We start from the raw sequence: 17,424 nt of genomic DNA, 5'->3' as shown, positions 1-17,424 counted from the left end.
AAAAAGGGAAATGGCGTTGGAGCGCATTTCCCTTAGATTTGTAGCTTGTGCTTGAAGCCAATTTTAAGCAGCTAAACCCGCTTAAAAGATGACCTTCACTTTACTGGCGCTATCGAGTGCTTTGCTGACTGCGCTGTCGATATCGATATCACGGGCAAGCGCGACACCTAAGCGGCGGCGGCCATCAATATCGGGTTTGGCGAATAATCTCAGCTGAGTGTTGACCGCCTCTAATGCAGCGGCAATACCTTGGTAGCGGATATTGCTTGAGGTGCCTTCGGCCAAAATCACTGCAGAGGCGCTTGGCCCATGCTGATGGATATTGGGGATCGGCAAACCCAGAATCGCTCTAACATGCAGGGCAAATTCCGATAAGTCTTGGCTGATGAGTGTCACGAGCCCTGTGTCATGTGGTCTTGGTGAGACCTCGGAGAAATACACTTCATGGCCTTTAACAAACAGCTCTACGCCAAATAATCCATAACCGCCAAGGGCTTCGACGACTTTGCTCGCAATCGCTTGGGATTTTGCTAGCACTTCATCGGACATGGCTTGTGGCTGCCATGACTCACGGTAATCGCCATCTTCTTGTCTGTGGCCAATGGGCGCACAAAAGTGAATGCCATTGACTGCGCTGATGGTTAACAGGGTGATTTCATAATCAAAGGGAATAAAACCTTCCACTATCACGCGCCCGCCGCCAGCGCGGCCACCTTCTTGGGCATATTGCCACGCTTTATGGCTGAGGGCGATATCGCGAATAACGCTCTGACCTTTGCCCGATGAGCTCATGACTGGCTTAACCACACAGGGCACACCGATTTCGCTAATTGCTTGATTAAATTCGGTTTCAGTATCGCAGAAAAAATACGGAGAAGTCGGTAAACCTAAGGCCTCAGCGGCGAGGCGACGAATCCCTTCTCTGTCCATAGTGAGCTTAGTTGCCCGGGCTGTCGGGATGATATTTACCCCTTCGGCTTCCATGTCCACTAAGGTTTGGGTGGCGATGGCTTCAATCTCGGGGATGACTAAGTGCGGTTTTTCTAACTCGATAACTGCACGCAGGGCGTTGGCATCGAGCATATTGATCACATGGGAGCGATGCGCGACTTGCATGGCGGGGGCGTTGGCGTAACGGTCAACGCCAATCACTTCAACGCCTAAGCGTTGCAGTTCAATGGCCACTTCTTTGCCAAGTTCACCGCAGCCGAGCAACATGGCGCGTCGTGCGCCCTCAGTGTAGGGAGTGCCTATCATGTGTGATTCCTTTATTCGCAGTTGTAGGGATTGCGTCATGGCGCGCAATTTAGCCATGAGTTTAACGCGAACGGCACATTAGAGCATGATGTAAATAAACAAGTGTGCTTTAGATCACTGGGTTTGGTGTTAACACGATTCAATTTGACTTGGCTGGAAGTGATTGTTTTTTGTTGTTCTATAATGTTGTTTAGTTGTTAATTTTAGCCTTGAGATATTCAACTGTGTTTGTTTGATTAGTGATCATGATGATTGAGGGGATTCAAATGTTTTTAGATTACTTTGCGTTAGGGATTTTATTTTTTGTGGTTGTCGTTATTTTTTATGGTGTGATTGCTATCCATGATATTCCATACGAAATTGCCAAAAAGCGTAATCACCCACAGCAAGATGCGCTGCATATTGCTGGGTGGGTGAGTTTATTTACGTTACATGCTATTTGGCCATTTTTATGGATCTGGGCCACCTTATATCGAGAAGATCGTGGCTGGGGATTTGGTACTGTGATGAAACGAGAACAGGCGTTAGAGGAGGATGTGGGCACTTTACGTCAGACGGTAATAGCGTTACAAGCGAGACTTGAGCAATTAGAACAAGCAAGCGCCGCTGTTGAAGAGCCGAATACTACCAATAAAGTCGAGGTCTAAAATGGATCTATTGCTGATACTGACCTATGCCGCCATCTGTATTGTTATTTTTAAAGTGTTTAAAATCCCGCTGACTAAATGGACTGTGCCTACTGCCGTTTTGGGGGGCGTGGTGCTCATTGGTGCCTTAATACTGCTAATGAACTATAACCATCCTTATTCACGTTTTGCTCGGGAATATTTTGTCACCATTCCTATTACCCCTGCGGTAAAAGGGTTAGTGACTCGTGTTGAAGTGCAGCCAAATACTCCTGTTAAACAAGGAGATGTACTTTTCCGAATTGATCCCACCCCCTTTGAGGCCGTAGTAAAGCGTAAGCGTGCCGCGTTAGTCGCTGCCGAGTTAGAAGTGCCACAGCTCGCCGCCGCATTGGAATCGGCTAAAGCTAATGTTGAGCGAGTCAATGCTGATAAAGATCGCAATAAATCCGCCTATGAACGCTATGAAAGCGGTCATCGAAAAGGAGGCGCTAACTCTCCCTTTACCGCATTAGAATTGGATAATAAACGCCAACTGTATCTTGCCTCTGAAGCGCAGTTAACTGCCGCTAGATCAGAAGAGTTACGGATGAGGCTCGCCTATGAGTCTAATATTGATGGCGTTAATACTAAAGTGGCTGGCTTGCAGGGAGATTTAGCGAGCGCACTCTATGATTTAGAACAGACCATAGTACGGGCACCCGCTGATGGTATCGTCACCCAAATGGCGCTCCGTTCAGGGGCTATGGCTGTGCCTTTACCATTACGTCCCGTGATGAGCTTTATCCCTGACGAGCAACGTTATTTTGCCGGAGCCTTTTGGCAGAATTCCCTACTGCGCCTGAAAGAAGGCGATGAGGCCGAGATTATTCTCGATGCCGCGCCAGGGAAAGTGTTTAAAGGCAAAGTGGCGAAAGTGCTACCCGCAATGGCTGAAGGTGAGATCCAAATGGGTGGCGTATTAGCGTCCTCCAGTCGCCTGTTTCAAAATGGTCGAGTGGTTGTTCTTATCGATATAGATGACGATGCTATTCGTAAAGAGTTCCCTGCTGGAGTGTCAGGTCAAGTTGCTATTTACACTGAGCACTTTCATCATGTGGCTGTAATGCGTAAGGTATTACTCAGGATGCAAGGGTGGTTGAATTACTTATTTTTTGATGGACATTAGTACCTAAACCGTTAAATCTTGTTTGTTGAGTGCTTTGCTCAGTTCAGTGTAAAGGTTGGTGTAAAGTCCAGTTCGCTGGACTTTTTTGTGGCAATTTTTAGGTTAATTAAAAGGAATGTGAAAGACATGCAAGATATTCGCGATTTAACCTCAGTGCTGCGCTCCAATACGCCAATCGTAGTGATTGAAACCTATGAAGAATATCGCGTGGTCGAGCTACTTAAGCGGGTCGCCAGTGTGCTTTATCAACCTGTGTTTACTTGGAGCATTACCCAAGGTTTAGCACGGGTCGATAAACCTATGGCGGCGCAAAAGTTTAATAGTGAACCCACAGATTTGCTTGGGCAAATTAAATCAACCTCGCAGCAGGGGATTTATGTGCTGTGCGACTTTCATCCCTTTGTGATTGATGCGCCAAAGAATGTCCGTTTACTCAAAGAAATCGCCCTCGAATACGAGACACTGCAACACACATTAGTGCTAGTGAGCCATGCCTTTGATATCCCGCCCGAAATCAAACGTTATTGCGCCTATTTTCAATTAACCTTGCCAAGCACAGTGCAATTGCAAAACCTGATTTACCTTGAGGTCGATAAAATTCGTCACCAAGGCACGCCGTTATTGGTCGATGATACCGCTGTAGTCAAATTGGCAGAGAATCTGCGGGGCGTGACCTTAGACGATGCCCGCCGTCTGGTGCGCAAAGCCATAGTTGATGATGGTGCTATTACCTTGTCTGATATCGATGCCATCAATAAAGCCAAGTTTCAGTTACTCGACTTAAATGGCGTGCTGCAATTTGAATACGACACCAGTGATTTCTCGCAGGTCGCTGGGCTGCATAATCTTAAAAAATGGCTCAAGCAGCGCGCGCCCATATCGGCTGTCAGCACCCTTGACCAAGCCGATAAGCCGACTTCTGTTCAGCACGCTAAAGCGCTCGATGCGCCCAAGGGGATTTTACTGCTCGGTGTTCAGGGCAGTGGTAAGAGCCTCGCGGCTAAGGCCGTTGCGGGCGTTTGGCAACGACCTTTGCTCAGGCTCGATATGGCTGCCTTATATAACAAATACATAGGTGAAACCGAGAAGAACCTGCGTAATGCACTGGAGCTCGCCGACATGATGTCGCCCTGCGTGCTTTGGATTGATGAAATTGAAAAAGGCTTAAGCGGCAGTAGCAGCGATGAGGGGACTTCGACGCGTATTCTCGGCACCTTACTTACTTGGATGGCGGAGCGTAAATCTGAAGTGTTTGTGGTGGCGACCGCCAATGAAATTCAAGCCTTGCCGCCAGAATTGATGCGAAAGGGCAGGATGGATGAAATCTTCTTTGTCGATTTACCCGACGAAGCCATACGTAAAGCCATCTTCTTAATCCACTGTCAGCGCCGTGGAATCGATGTGGCGAGCTTAGATCTCGCCCAATTATCGGCCCGCAGCCAAGGATTTTCTGGTGCCGAAATCGAACAAGCCGTTATCGCTGCCATGTATACCGCAAGAAGCGTCGAGCGCAGTGTCGATCAGCTGTTACTACTCGAAGAACTGAGCAAAACTCGGCCTTTATCTGTGGTCATGAGCGATAAAATCAATGCGCTACGACAATGGGCCGCAGGCCGAACCGTGAATGCCCATGAGTAAGATTTCTGCTTAGTACCATAAGTGCTAACTAGCATTTTTAAACGCTATATTGGCTTAGTTATTTTCGACATTCCCAAGGGTTATGAATGATGAGTCGTTTTAATGGATATTAGTGATACAAGGATAAGAGATTGAAAAGTGTATATGAACTGATTGATATCGAAGACTCTGGCATAAAAGTAGTCAATGAAATGGTTGCTGGTGCAGAGCATTGTGTAGAAATACTGCCGCCTTCAAAGGATCGGGTTGAAGTACTTGAATCCCTTCAGATATCGACTCGTTCGGTATTAGGGGCTATTGCCTACGAAACCGGTGGGATTTTGATCGATAATGGATGGATTCGATTTTTCGGCTCTGGACATGAAAGATTGTCTAGAAACCTTACTGATTGGGATAGAAGTGCACATTATCTGTTAGTGGCGAATGACGTAGTTGGTGGATTTTTTGCTATCAACGGCGGCGGGTTAGGCGCAGATGTTGGAAATATATACTATTGGTCGCCAGATTCAATTCATTGGGAAGGGTTAGAAATCGGGTTCACAGATTTTTTTCAATGGTCAGTTACAAAGAGAATCAATGAGTTTTATGCGAGTTTAGGTAAAGAGCGCTTTCAAAAAAACTATTCACAGATAGCTACAGATAAATGCCTGAGCTTTTATCCATTTTTATGGGCGAAAGAAGGTTCTATTGAAATAAGCAGCGTGAAAGTGGTGTCAGTTGATGAAATGTATAGGCTGAAATTGGAATTATTAACCTCGGTTAGTTAATTCGTTTACCCGCTGATTTTATGAGTACTTCTGCAACAATTATTTGTTATAAACATCTAATGTGTTGATTACTAGATATAAATCTGCTTATCAGCTCTATTGATTCAACATGGATGGGCTGTATATGCCATCCATAATTAACTTCGGAGGGGACAGCGCCAAGATCTAGCTGACGGTTTTGGCTGTATCTTGGGTTTTCTCGTTACCGCTTGCATCAAAAATCAAAGCAGTCGCTATCACACCAAATGAATGCTTTGCTTTTTGTGTCGACAATATCTCTCTGAATGGTTTGAATTTTGGCGGTATCACTGCCCAGTGGTACCGCTAATATTGCTGATTTCAACCTTGATGATTAGATATCAAAGGCGAGACTGCCCGGTGGCAGGAATGGCCAGCTTAGACGCGTTGGTGAGCTTTCACCCTGTGTCCCAAAGAAGTAACCGGTTCTTGGAGTGGCGTAAACCATACTGCCTTTTTGTAACCCGAGTTCATGCAGATTATGGTGGGTGAACTTGGCTTCCCACAGCTCTTCGCTATGCCAGCCGTGTGGGGCTAATTCCACTCTGACTTCGGCGCCAATGGGGGTCATGGCGACAATATCGAACGGCAAATTTGCCTGACTATTAGGCTTGTTTGACAGCGCTAATTCGTGACTGCGTACATAGAGCACGCCATCTTGCTGTAATGTTTGTTGTTCAGGAGGCGTCAAAAATGCTTGGCCATTTTCCCAACGCTGTTGTTGCCAACTGGCTTCAAAGACATTGACGTTACCGAGAAAATCAAACACAAAGCGACTATTGGGATGCGAGTATAACTCAGCAGGCGTATTGATCTGCTCGATATGACCATTGCTCATCACCACCACTCTATCGGAGAGTTCAAGCGCCTCATCCTGATCGTGGGTCACAAACACGCTGGTGAATTTCAATTCTTCATGCAGGCTGCGTAGCCAGCGGCGTAGTTCTTTACGCACTTTGGCATCCAAGGCACCAAAGGGTTCGTCGAGTAGCAAGACTTCGGGTTGGGTTGCGAGTGCACGGGCCAAGGCAATGCGCTGTTTTTGTCCACCTGAGAGCTGTTCGGGGTAGCGCTGCGCGAGATGGCCTAGTTGCACTATCTCCAGCAGTTGTGTCACTCGCTTATGAATTTCTGCCGCCGAAGGCCTTTGTTTTTTCGGCATCACTTCGAGTCCAAAGGCGACGTTATCGGCGACCGTCATGTGGCGAAACAGCGCATAGTTTTGAAACACAAAGCCCACGCGTCTTTCACGCACATGCACTTGGGTGACATCTCGGTCACCGAAATAAATGTTGCCGCTATCAGCTCCCTCTAGTCCAGCAATAATCCGCAGTAACGTGGTTTTACCCGAACCTGAAGGTCCCAACAGACCAATCATTTCCCCTTCTTGAATATCAAGATCCAGCGGGGAAAGCGCCTGAAACTTGCCAAATTTCTTGGAAATATTAGTAAGACGAATACTCATAATTGGCTCTGCTCTTTATTGTCATTGGCGGATAAACTGCGTTGTTGTCGCCATTCAACGACGGCTTTTAGCATTAGGGTCACTAGTGCAATCAGTGCGAGTAATGACGCGCTCGCGAAGGCAGCTTCGGCCTGATAATCTTCATACAATAATTGCACATGTAAAGGTAAGGTATTGGTTTCGCCGCGAATGTTGCCAGACACTACAGCAACGGCACCAAATTCGCCCACGGCTCTGGCATTGGTGAGGATCACACCGTAAATCAGTGCCCATTTGATATTAGGGAGCGTTACTCTGCGGAAGAGTTGCCACCATGAGGCGCCAAGGATCACTGCGGCTTCTTCTTCCGATGCGCCCTGTTGTTGCATTAATGGAATGAGTTCTCTGGCAACAAAGGGGCAAGTGACAAAAATGGTGACTAACAGTATTCCCGGCCAAGCAAACATGATCTGCAGATCGTGCTCATATAGCCATTCACCCAGCCAACCACTGTTGCCATAGAGCAATAAATAGAGCAAACCTGCGACGACAGGGGAGACCGCAAACGGAATATCAATTAGCGTAATTAATAACTTGCGACCCGGGTATTCAAACCGAGTAACACTCCACGCCAGCATGATCCCGAACACTAAATTAATGGGGACAGTGAGCGCCGCAACCATCAGCGTCAAACCAATTGCATGCAGCGAATCTGGCTGACTTAAGTGGCCGATATAACGCTCCCAACCACCAACAAACGCTTGTTGAAAAATACTTACCAGCGGCAATAGCAACAATAGCAAACCTAAGAACACGGCGAGTGTAATCAGGCTCCATTTGATAAGAGGGGCTTCACCGACTCTTAAGGGCTTAAATGAGTTCATGTTTGCTCCTTATCGTCCATGAATGCGGCGTAAATAACGCGCCTGCCACAGGTTTATTAGCAGTAATAGCAGTAGCGAGGTCATCAGCACCACTGAGGCAATGGCACTGGCGCCGGCAAAATCAAACTCTTGTAGGCGGACAAAGATCATTAACGATGTGATTTCACTGATATAGGGCATGTTGCCCGCGATAAATATAACGGCACCAAACTCACCTAGGCTACGGGTAAAAGACAGTGCCGTCCCGACCATCAAGGCTGGCCACAATGACGGCAAAATGATCCGCCAGAATACCGCGCGATCCGAGGCGCCAAGGGTCATGCCCGCTTCTTCTTCATCGTGGGATAACTCTTCAAGAACCGGTTGCACGGTACGCACCACAAAGGGAATACTGGTGAAAATCATCGCGACCACTATGCCTAGCGGGGTGTAGGCGACTTTTATACCCAGTTCTGCCAATACACTACCGATTTGGCCGTTTTCCGCATACAGGGTCGCTAAGGTGATGCCTGCAACGGCTGTCGGCAACGCAAAGGGCAAATCTACCAATGCATCTAAGATGCGTTTGCCGGGGAATTCATAACGTACTAGCACCCATGCGAGTAACAATCCGAAAAGGCAGTTAAATAGCGATGCCGCGAGCGCCGATAATATGGTGACTCGGTAACTCGCCAGCACCCGAGGATCTGTGATGACGCCCCAGTATTCGGACAAGCTCATTGAACTGGTCTGCATAATCAGCCCAGTGGTTGGCAATAATAGGATCAGGCTGACAAACAGTAGGGACACACCTAAGCTGATGGTAAAACCTGGAAGAACCCGCTTATGGCGTAAACGCCCGTTATTAAAAATCACAGAATAATCACCCGGTCAGGTTAATTGAGTTAATCCAATACGCTGTATTTGCCGTCAGCGATCGGCTGTCTGAGTTAAAGACTATTGAATTCGTCTTCGCTGCTTGAAAATCATCACTCGTCAATGCGCTAAAATTGCTTAACCCGGGACTGGGCCCGGGTTGCAATATTAACCTGTTATAGCATCAAGCTGAAATTAGCGCTTGAGTAACTCATCGAGTTTTGCACCGTTAGCAAACTGTGTTTTCATGGCATTATCCCAACCACCAATGATTTGCTCAACAGTCAGCAGGTCAACCGTAGGAAACTGTTTAGCAAACTCAGCCTGAACCTTTTCGTTGTGTACACGATAGTTGAAGCCGGCCAATAGTCGTTGTGATTCTTCGCTGTATAGATAATTCAAATACTCAGTCGCTAGCTCCTGTGTGCCGTTGCGTTTAGCGTTTTTCTCTACCACAGCGACGGGAAACTCAGCCAGAATCGATGTTTTTGGCACAATAACTTGGTAATCGTCCGCACCATATTGCTGACGAATATTGTTCACTTCCGATTCAAACGTAATCAGCACATCACCGATACCACGTTCTACAAATGAGGTCGTTGCACCACGACCGCCAGTATCAAACACTGCTACGTTGCCGAGGAATTTTTTCAGGAATTGATCCAGTGAAGCCTGATTATCCTTACCATAGCTTTTTTGGGCATAACCTAGTGCGGCTAAATAGGTGTAGCGCGCATTACCAGAGGTTTTAGGGTTAGGGAAGACCAGTTTAACGTCATCTCTTGCTAAATCGCCCCAGTCGCTGATCTGTTTTGGGTTACCTTTACGGACCAAAAATGCGATGGTGGAATAGTAAGGTGAACTGGCGTTAGGCAGTAATTGTTGCCAATTTTCTGGGATCAATTTACCGCGGTCATGGAGTACCTGTACGTCTGTCACTTGGTTAAACGTCACCAAATCTGCTGGCAATCCTTGCAGAATTGAGCGTGCCTGTGCCGATGATCCGGCATGGGATTGTTTTATCTCGACGGTTTTACCTGTTTTCTCTTGCCAATGTTTGGCGAAAACGGGGTTGTAGGCACTGAATAATTCCCGCGCGATATCGTAAGAAGAATTCAGCAGGGTTTGATCTGCGGCAGCCACATTGAGTGACGTACCCAGAAAGAGCGTTCCCAGTAGGGCCTTTATCACTTTTATTTGCATTTGCTACTCCTTGAACTGGCAACTTTGTCAGCGTTATGACATATAGAGTAGTGGAAGTAATTATTTATAAGAAGTCAGTTAAATAGAACTTTTTTGAATAAGTATGAGCGATTTATTGTATGCCATAGATCATTTTCACTGTGTTTGTGCATGCTAACCCACTTAGAATAGGCTAACGCTTAGTTGTTTTTATCAAGTAAAGGATAATCATAGTGTCTGACTTTCCGACAATTGAAGCCTGTATTGGGCAAACTCCGCTGGTTCGCTTACAGCGGCTTAACTGTGGTACTTCCACTGTACTGTTAAAGTTGGAAGGGAATAACCCAGCAGGTTCAGTAAAGGATCGTGCAGCACTCAATATGATCATTCAGGCTGAACTTCGCCAAGAGATCCGCCCAGGTGACACACTTATCGAGGCAACGAGTGGCAATACTGGGATTGCACTGGCGATGGCGGCGGCAATCAAAGGATACAAGATGATCCTGATTATGCCGAATAATTCGACTCAGGAGCGTAAGGATGCGATGCAAGCCTATGGCGCAGAACTCATGCTAGTGGATAACATGGAGACTGCGCGGGATTTGGCGCTGCAGTTACAAAGCGAAGGCAAAGGTAAGGTGCTGGATCAGTTTAATAATCAAGATAATGCGAATGCGCACTTCCTCACCACAGGTCCGGAAATCTGGCAACAGAGTCAAGGAAAAATCACTCACTTTGTCTCTAGTATGGGGACAACTGGCACCATAATGGGCGTGTCTAAATACCTTAAAAGCTGTAATCCTGACATCACGATTGTTGGCCTTCAGCCCGCCGATGGCAGTAGCATTCCGGGGATCCGCCGTTGGCCGCAGGCATATTTGCCTGGGATTTTTGATGCTTCTTGGGTTGATTTAGTTATGGATATTGAAGAGCAAGATGCAAAAGCCATGGCGAGAACCTTAGCGCGAGAGGAAGGGATTTGTGCAGGAGTCAGTTCGGGCGGTGCCGTGTTTGCTGCGCTGGAGATTGCTAAACAATATCCGGGTTCTGTGGTCGTGGCGATTGTTTGTGATAGGGGTGATCGTTATCTTTCGTCAGGGCTTTTCTCCTGAGTCCAAGATATTTCGCCTAAGATATTTGACGACAAGCATTCTTCATGAGTAAAAATGGGCGAAATTCGCCCATTTTTACTCACTCAGCCTTGATCATTTTGTCGGTGGGAACTGCGCCAAAATTCGGCTAACGGCTTTGGCGGTATCTTGGGCTTTCTCATTGCCGCCTGCATCGAAATCATAACTGTCGCTACCACGCCAAATGAGTGCTTTGGTTTTTGGGTCGACAATATCTATCTGAATAGTTTGAATTTTAGCGGTATCACTGCCCAGTGGTACCCCAACGCTAGTGCCAATTCCTATGCCCCCTGAACGGCCGAATGTGCCTGTGCCTAATCCAATCGATAACCCTGAATCCTTAGGTTTATCTTGGGTCAGTAGGGCGTAGGCGACGTTAAAGTCGGGGGCTTGGGTATTTTCGACAAAGCCTTTTTGAGTCAACTGGTTGTTGATTTCTACTTGAATGCGCTGGGCGCTGAGTGGGTCGTCCGTTGGCTGTGGCGTTAGCTGGGTAAAGCTGTGCAGTGTGCTGAAGTCGTAATTGAGATCGTAATCATTTTTCGGTTTACTGCTGCAGGCGCTTAATAAGGCAACAGCGACGAGCAGACTGGCAAAGTGACGGTATCCCATGATAGTGCTCCAAGTTGTACAAACTCTGTTCAATGTGCCTTGATTAAGGTTGTTTCTGCAAGTACTTTAGATAAGTGTGTTGTATTTGAATCGCTTTGAATGCAATTCCACACGCTTTGTTTTTAGCAAGGGTCGTTTTGAGTATGGTTCATTTTTAGATAGGAATAGCGGCGGGTTATGGAACAGTTAGCCTTTTTTGATATCCCGAGTCCTTGTATCGGTGTGTGTGTTACCGATGCGCGCGGTTACTGTAATGGTTGCCTGCGAAGCCGTGACGAAAGATTCAATTGGTTAACGTTTTCAGATGCGCAAAAGTACGATGTCATTCGGCTGTGCACTCAACGTAAACGCCGTCGCCAGTTGGCGATGATGAAAGCACGGCAAGCGCAAATAGAGCAAGAAAGAGCAGCGTTAAACCCACAGTTGAATTTTGAGCCTGAGCCCGAAGCCGATCTGGATTTTGGTGGCTTCGAGCTAGACTAATAAGTTGAATTGGCTTGTGGAACTCGCTTTTTGTATTCGCGAGTGGGATTCATGACTGACTTATAATAGCCTTATCTCGCTTCCTATTACAGCTTACGCTTCTTCGACCAGATTAAACTAAATCGAGTATGTTGTGCATCACTGGTAACACTCACATTCCCTTGATGTCGTTGCATAATCCGTTTGATGATCGCAAGGCCTAAACCGTGTCCCTTATTGCCATTCTGTACCGATTGGCTGCGATAAAATGGCTCGAACACTTTCGGTAAATCCACCGCAGGGATAGGTTCGCCGTCGTTACTCACACTTAAATTGACCCTGTGCTGGGTCTGCTTAACCTCAATGATGATTTCAGTGCGGGCAAAGCGTTGTGCATTGGTCAGTAAATTCTGCAGCGCACGTTCAATTAATGCGGGTTCCCCAAACAAGGGCAGTTTTTCGACTTCTGTTTTAAGGGTAATAGGTGTTGGGCTCAAGCTTTCTAGACGCTTAATGCTTTGATTGATGAGATTAATTAAATCGTACTCATCTAACTGGATACCTTCTCGCTGGGACTCTAAGCTGGCGTAGGTTAGCAGTTCTTGGAGTAAGTCTTCCATTTCTTTGATATCGAGCTGCATTTCATCGAGAAAGTCTTGGCGCTTTTGTTCGTCCGAATCAGGCTGACAATACATAGGCATAAGTGCAAGAGCGAATTTGAGCCTCGCCAGTGGCGTGCGGATCTCATGGGATACCGCATTAGATAGGTGTTTCTGGTTCTCAATCAAGGCGCTGATATGTCGCGCCATTTCGTTAAACGTATTGGCTAAGGGCTTAACTTGGGAGCGATTTGACAGGGTAATCCGCGTGTCCCATTTGGCTTCGCCAAATTCTTTGGTGGCCTTACGCAGTATGCTCAAATCCCGTGAAAGCGGGCCGACCCAAATTAGCGCAACAAGGGCGAGTGATAAATAAAAGAACAGGGTGAACAGGCTGCGAAGGTTGGCTCTGGGAGCTATGTCCAGCGGCCCCGCCATTAAGACTTGATCGTCTACTCGAATAAATTGCAGCAAGCTATCATCATTGGTCGTGGTAGTGAACACCTTGCTTGTGCTTAGCGCTTGATTGTCTGCCAGCGCGACTTGATCGGCACTGAGCAATTGCAACGGCATAACAGGATTGGCTGGGATCGCCTCCAGATACCTTTGGCGGATATCGGGAGGCAGTTCCGCTAACAATTGCGCCAAGGCCACTAATGGCGCATCGAGGGCGTTATTGTCATCCACATTTTTCTGCCACAGGCTGTCGAGTGTCCAGCCAATCCCAAGCACGCTGAGACTGAGTAGCAGATATAAACTGATAAAGAGACGTTTCACTGTATCTGTGCTTAGTTATTCCAAGCTTCAGGGGCAAAGAGGTAACCTTGTCCCCAAACGGTTTTAATTCTGAAAGGTGTCTCGATATTATCGTTGAGTTTTTTACGTAATCTAGAGATACGCACATCAATTTTTCGATCTTTACCATCGAAATCAATATTGAGTAACAGCTGATAAATATACTGACGGCTGAGCACTTGGCCAGCTTGTGAGGCCAGTAACCACAGCAACTCGAATTCGTGGCTGGTGAGATCGATTTCAGTTTCATTGAGGCGAATCGCGTGGGTATGCGGGTCGATACTCAGTTTACCAAAGGTCAAGCAGTGGGATTCTGCCTGAGGTGGCTGATTTTGACGACGAAGTAAGTTGTTAATCCGCGCCACTAACAGAGCAGGATCAACGGGCTTAACCACATAGTCATCGGCACCGAGTTCTAAGCCTTTGATTTGATCTTCGCTTGAGCCAAGCGCGCTCATTAGCAGGATTGGGCCGGCAAAATAGTCGGGCAGTTTCTCACACAGGGTGAGGCCATCCATGCCCGGCAGCATAATGTCTAACAGTATGATATCTGGCTTGTAATTGATTAATCGAGTTAATACTGTGTCGCCACGGCGTTCAACTTCAACATGCATACCATGGGATTTTAGGTAATCTACAATCAAGTTTGCTAGGCGAACGTCGTCTTCAACCAATAATACTCTGTGGTTCGATTGTGGGCTTGTCATTAAAATAAACTCCAAGGGTTGCGGTAACGTCTGCGAACCTGAGGTTGTGATGCAGAAGTGATTTTAAGTTTGGCACCAGCCAAAGTTTGGTTACTGTCTTTACTCACCATGACAAATTGAATATCCGTCATAGTGTGGATTTTCATGCTTAACGTATGGGTTGAAACTGAATCACTGCACCATTTTGGATAGGCGGCATTGTCGGACAAAATACAGATAAGCTCATCTTTGGCGAGCTCCCACTGCAGTTCAATATAGACGTCGCAGGCCTGAGTTTCTGAACTGGTAATACAAATTTCGGGTGTGAGTTTAAGTGACGAGTCGCGAGTTTTAGCTTGTGCAGAACTTGGGCCCATCAAGCCGAGGCTTAGACCAAAAAAGCAAAGCAAGCTTAACTGAGGCAGCGTCACTAACGTTAGAACCTATAGGCTGCGCCGATAAAGTAGGTGCTGCTATAGTCTTGGTCTAACAAGGGACTGGCGGCAATCTCATCGGCAATTAGAGTGTAACGAACTGCCAACAGTAGATCCCAATTGTCAGTTAATATATAACGGGCCGTCATTTCCGCACCTTTATCCCAACCTGATTTTGCTTGATATTGTTCACTCCAATAGGCGTTTTCACTCGGTCTAACGCCATAATAATAATCGACCACTGCTTGGCTCTTCCAATCAAACACCAGTGCGAATTCAAAAATGAAACGATCGTAATCCCAGCCATAGGTCCATTTTATTTGTGCTTCTGAACCTTGATGAACATTAAACATATCATGGGTGTACGCCAATCGAATAATGCCGAGTCGGGTATAGATGAATGCTTCGGCACCACCAAGTAGGGTGAAGTTCCGCGTCTCTAAAGAATTAAATTCACGTTCGGGTTCTGTCGACAAAGACATGTTATTTATGGCTTTGGCTTCGACTTGTGTACCGCGGTTCAAAAAGATATTCGATGGGTCCCATCGATAGAAATAGGCTCTATCTAAGCTATAACTGGTTACTAGATTGAACGTGAAGCTTTCTTGCTCGGCTAAGGTGTAGCCTAAATTACCATTATCGAAGAACCAGTGTTCGCCGTAGTAGGCCACTGTGGGGATAAAGAACAGTGGAATATCGTCAAAATCCTTGAGTGGATTGCTTTTTTGTCCCCAGCCAATGGCGACGCCGAGATCCCAGTTGTTCATCTCAATGCATTGATTTTCTGATGCGCAGGTTTCTTTCGCCATTCCGACAGAAGGCAAAATACTTAAACTTGTAATGAGGACAAAAAGAATGCGATACATGATTTAACGATTAAGGGCTGAGGTTAATAATACAGGAAAATAGATTAGCATTTTATGCCCAATTCAACAGTGGTTTCATTCGCAGGGATGCAAAATGATACAGCTATCAATTAAATAGTAAATTTGTAGATCGCACAATACCTTGATAGTCATGCTAAAAGCCTATTTTGGTGGCTTTCATACGGTTAATTGTGGATGTTAAATTTTGTATTCGATACGTTTCGTCTGTAACTGAAATGATATTAATTGTGAGCTGAATAGCTGTGTTACTTGAAAATAATAATGCCATTCGCAGAAGTGAATGGCATTGAATGAAGCTGAAGAACGCGCTTTTGTGGTATTAACGTTGGGATTAGAATGAAGATTAATTAACCTCAGTAACCGACTTGTAGCCCATTTCTGTCAGCTGATCGTTTACACAATCAAGCACATATTGTTTTAGCTCTGCATTCTCGACTTGATCTTCAGAGGCCATCTGCTGGCACACTTCTTTCAGCTGAGCGATATCGGCTGCTGGCGCAGGCGGTAAAGATGAGTCGTCAGCAAGGGTCGTGAAGCTCACTAATGCCAACAGGGTGAAAACAGCTGATAACTTATTCATTTTATTTCCTTTAGTTATGTATTGTTAACTACAGATTAAGAAGCATTCTCTTAATACCACTGCGCCAACATCTGCAATTTATCACTGCTATTCTGTTTTAGATATAAATAATTTTTACCTTTTGGAGTTAAGGTTTTTAGCTTGTTTTCCCTTGATTCGCTTTAAGCAAATCTGATGCTTAAGTGCTGTTCAATAGACTTAGCTTTAGTCATTATCCCAACAGATAAACCTGTTGAGTTTGGCTTTAGCGCAAAGGGCTTTGTGCAAAGGTTATATGCAGAGTGAGTCGTGCTTAACTCCTGCATTAGCTTCGTAGGCTAAAATAGGCTAAATCTGGCATCACAGAGTTGGTTTTTTCTAAAAGTGCCACTTACATCACCTTAACCACTTATTTGCGATTAAGTGCAGTATTATTGCTATTTTAGCCCTAATTTTGATTAAGGTTTTAAGGACGCTTAATACTAAACTATGCGGCAGTTATAAAAAGTCGCATAAAATGCGATATGAAGCAGGTTGTAGTCGGCTTTCTTCCTAGAATATTGAATTGAAAAGAATTAATTTTTAATCAAAATTAGGACTTGGTTTATTTTCAGTATGTTTAATTTTAAGTGTATGTTTTTATTTTGTATTTATTGCTACTTATTCATTTTTAATGATTTCGTTGCCAAGGTTGTAGCTATCCTCTAGAATGCGCGGCTCTCGCAGGTGCGAGAACATAAGGTTTACGGTTAATGCCGTTGATTTTTATTGAATTATTGATTTTTCTCTAGGGGAACTCTGTGTCTACAAAACTGGCTAATCCAGCGCCATTAGGTTTAATGGGCTTTGGTATGACAACGATTTTGTTAAACATCCATAACGCGGGATATTTCCCTATTGATTCTATGATCTTAGCCATGGGGATTTTTTACGGCGGCATTGGTCAAGTGATTGTGGGTATTATGTGTTTTATGCGCGGCGATACTTTCGGTACGACGGCATTTACCTCTTACGGGTTGTTTTGGTTAACATTAGTGGGATTAATCTTAATGCCTAATGCGGGCATTGCGGCGAGTCCAACGTATTTTATGGGCTGGTATTTAACACTTTGGGGCATATTCACCGCATTTATGTTTGTGGGTTCTTTGCGTTATCCACGAGCTAAGCAGTTTGTATTTGCTTCTTTGACGCTCTTATTTTTCCTGCTGGCTGCGCGTGATTTCACGGGCAGCGCCTTGATTGGCACTATTGCTGGCTTTGAAGGGATCATCTGTGGTGCGAGTGCGATTTATTTTGCGATGGCGCAGGTGCTCAATAATGAGTATGGCCGCACGATTTTACCGGTTGGTGAATTGAAAAAGTAACGATTCAGCAATGAAGAGTTATGAAAAAGGCTGATGCAGATCAGCCTTTTTTATGGG

The 17,424-nt window shown here is 45.7% G+C and carries 18 protein-coding genes; 7 read left to right on the top strand and 11 right to left on the bottom strand.

Annotation, left to right across the window (positions count from 1 at the left end):
- Window positions 1-81: 81 nt before the first annotated feature.
- Window positions 82-1,257, bottom strand: a complete 1,176-nt coding sequence (gene purT / locus Q4Q57_RS02140; protein WP_311889512.1) for a formate-dependent phosphoribosylglycinamide formyltransferase — start codon at window positions 1,255-1,257, stop codon at window positions 82-84.
- A 266-nt stretch (window positions 1,258-1,523) separates the two neighbouring features.
- Between purT and Q4Q57_RS02135 the strand changes: the two genes are divergently transcribed.
- The 4 genes from Q4Q57_RS02135 (at window position 1,524) to Q4Q57_RS02120 (ending at window position 5,456) form a co-directional block, all read left to right on the top strand.
- Entirely contained in the window at window positions 1,524-1,904 is a 381-nt protein-coding gene (locus tag Q4Q57_RS02135) for a DUF3302 domain-containing protein (RefSeq protein WP_106651780.1), read from the top strand.
- Window position 1,905: 1 nt separating this feature from the next.
- Window positions 1,906-3,051 carry an HlyD family secretion protein gene (locus tag Q4Q57_RS02130; protein ID WP_311889511.1) on the top strand — a complete coding sequence of 382 codons (1,146 nt, stop codon included), beginning with the start codon at window positions 1,906-1,908 and terminating at the stop codon, window positions 3,049-3,051.
- 126 nt (window positions 3,052-3,177) lie between these two features.
- Window positions 3,178-4,689 (top strand): AAA family ATPase, encoded by a 1,512-nt coding sequence (locus Q4Q57_RS02125; protein WP_311889510.1) that lies wholly within the window; start codon window positions 3,178-3,180, stop codon window positions 4,687-4,689.
- A gap of 131 nt (window positions 4,690-4,820) precedes the next feature.
- Window positions 4,821-5,456 (top strand): DUF2625 family protein, encoded by a 636-nt coding sequence (locus Q4Q57_RS02120; protein WP_311889509.1) that lies wholly within the window; start codon window positions 4,821-4,823, stop codon window positions 5,454-5,456.
- A gap of 352 nt (window positions 5,457-5,808) precedes the next feature.
- Here Q4Q57_RS02120 and Q4Q57_RS02115 read toward each other — a convergent pair whose 3' ends face one another.
- The 4 genes from Q4Q57_RS02115 to cysP all read right to left on the bottom strand — a co-directional run bounded on the left by Q4Q57_RS02115 (window position 5,809) and on the right by cysP (window position 9,860).
- Window positions 5,809-6,939, bottom strand: coding sequence for a sulfate/molybdate ABC transporter ATP-binding protein (locus Q4Q57_RS02115; protein ID WP_311889507.1), 1,131 nt, complete (start codon window positions 6,937-6,939; stop codon window positions 5,809-5,811).
- Window positions 6,936-7,802: a sulfate ABC transporter permease subunit CysW gene (cysW, locus tag Q4Q57_RS02110; protein WP_107402454.1), complete on the bottom strand. Its 867-nt coding sequence runs from the start codon at window positions 7,800-7,802 to the stop codon at window positions 6,936-6,938. The genes Q4Q57_RS02115 and cysW overlap by 4 nt, the downstream gene beginning before the upstream one ends.
- Before the next feature lie 9 nt (window positions 7,803-7,811).
- Window positions 7,812-8,657, bottom strand: a complete 846-nt coding sequence (gene cysT / locus Q4Q57_RS02105; RefSeq protein WP_012088487.1) for a sulfate/thiosulfate ABC transporter permease CysT — start codon at window positions 8,655-8,657, stop codon at window positions 7,812-7,814.
- Between the two features lie 195 nt (window positions 8,658-8,852).
- The gene (gene cysP, locus Q4Q57_RS02100) at window positions 8,853-9,860 is read right to left on the bottom strand and encodes a thiosulfate ABC transporter substrate-binding protein CysP (protein WP_311889505.1); all 1,008 of its coding nucleotides are present in this window, start codon (window positions 9,858-9,860) and stop codon (window positions 8,853-8,855) included.
- Window positions 9,861-10,069: 209 nt separating this feature from the next.
- On the opposite strand from cysP, the gene cysM reads away from it, so the two are divergent.
- Window positions 10,070-10,951, top strand: a complete 882-nt coding sequence (cysM, locus tag Q4Q57_RS02095) for a cysteine synthase CysM (protein WP_311889732.1) — start codon at window positions 10,070-10,072, stop codon at window positions 10,949-10,951.
- A 93-nt stretch (window positions 10,952-11,044) separates the two neighbouring features.
- On the opposite strand, the gene Q4Q57_RS02090 is transcribed toward cysM, so the two are convergent.
- Window positions 11,045-11,581 (bottom strand): DUF4136 domain-containing protein, encoded by a 537-nt coding sequence (locus Q4Q57_RS02090; RefSeq protein WP_311889504.1) that lies wholly within the window; start codon window positions 11,579-11,581, stop codon window positions 11,045-11,047.
- Window positions 11,582-11,758: 177 nt separating this feature from the next.
- Between Q4Q57_RS02090 and Q4Q57_RS02085 the strand changes: the two genes are divergently transcribed.
- Window positions 11,759-12,064 (top strand): DUF1289 domain-containing protein, encoded by a 306-nt coding sequence (locus tag Q4Q57_RS02085; RefSeq protein WP_028759256.1) that lies wholly within the window; start codon window positions 11,759-11,761, stop codon window positions 12,062-12,064.
- An 86-nt stretch (window positions 12,065-12,150) separates the two neighbouring features.
- Here the strand turns inward: Q4Q57_RS02085 and Q4Q57_RS02080 are convergent, their stop codons facing one another.
- From Q4Q57_RS02080 to Q4Q57_RS02060, 5 genes are all read right to left on the bottom strand, one after another.
- Entirely contained in the window at window positions 12,151-13,419 is a 1,269-nt protein-coding gene (locus Q4Q57_RS02080; protein WP_311889503.1) for an ATP-binding protein, read from the bottom strand.
- Between the two features lie 11 nt (window positions 13,420-13,430).
- Window positions 13,431-14,144: a response regulator gene (locus Q4Q57_RS02075; RefSeq protein WP_006080570.1), complete on the bottom strand. Its 714-nt coding sequence runs from the start codon at window positions 14,142-14,144 to the stop codon at window positions 13,431-13,433.
- A complete protein-coding gene (locus tag Q4Q57_RS02070; RefSeq protein ID WP_259215086.1) occupies window positions 14,144-14,554 on the bottom strand; it encodes a DUF3019 domain-containing protein in 411 nt (136 codons plus the stop codon). The genes Q4Q57_RS02075 and Q4Q57_RS02070 overlap by 1 nt, the downstream gene beginning before the upstream one ends.
- Before the next feature lie 5 nt (window positions 14,555-14,559).
- A complete protein-coding gene (locus Q4Q57_RS02065) occupies window positions 14,560-15,423 on the bottom strand; it encodes a MipA/OmpV family protein (RefSeq protein ID WP_037391137.1) in 864 nt (287 codons plus the stop codon).
- A 364-nt stretch (window positions 15,424-15,787) separates the two neighbouring features.
- Entirely contained in the window at window positions 15,788-16,024 is a 237-nt protein-coding gene (locus tag Q4Q57_RS02060; protein WP_006080575.1) for a hypothetical protein, read from the bottom strand.
- Window positions 16,025-16,803: 779 nt separating this feature from the next.
- Between Q4Q57_RS02060 and Q4Q57_RS02055 the strand changes: the two genes are divergently transcribed.
- Window positions 16,804-17,367: an acetate uptake transporter gene (locus Q4Q57_RS02055; protein WP_006080576.1), complete on the top strand. Its 564-nt coding sequence runs from the start codon at window positions 16,804-16,806 to the stop codon at window positions 17,365-17,367.
- The last annotated feature ends 57 nt before the right edge of the window (window positions 17,368-17,424 follow it).

The organism is Shewanella sp. SP2S2-6 (assembly GCF_031931965.1).
Classification (GTDB): domain Bacteria; phylum Pseudomonadota; class Gammaproteobacteria; order Enterobacterales; family Shewanellaceae; genus Shewanella; species Shewanella baltica.
The sequence above is the reverse complement of the archived record's forward strand: the minus strand, read 5'-3'. Positions and strand labels throughout refer to the sequence as shown.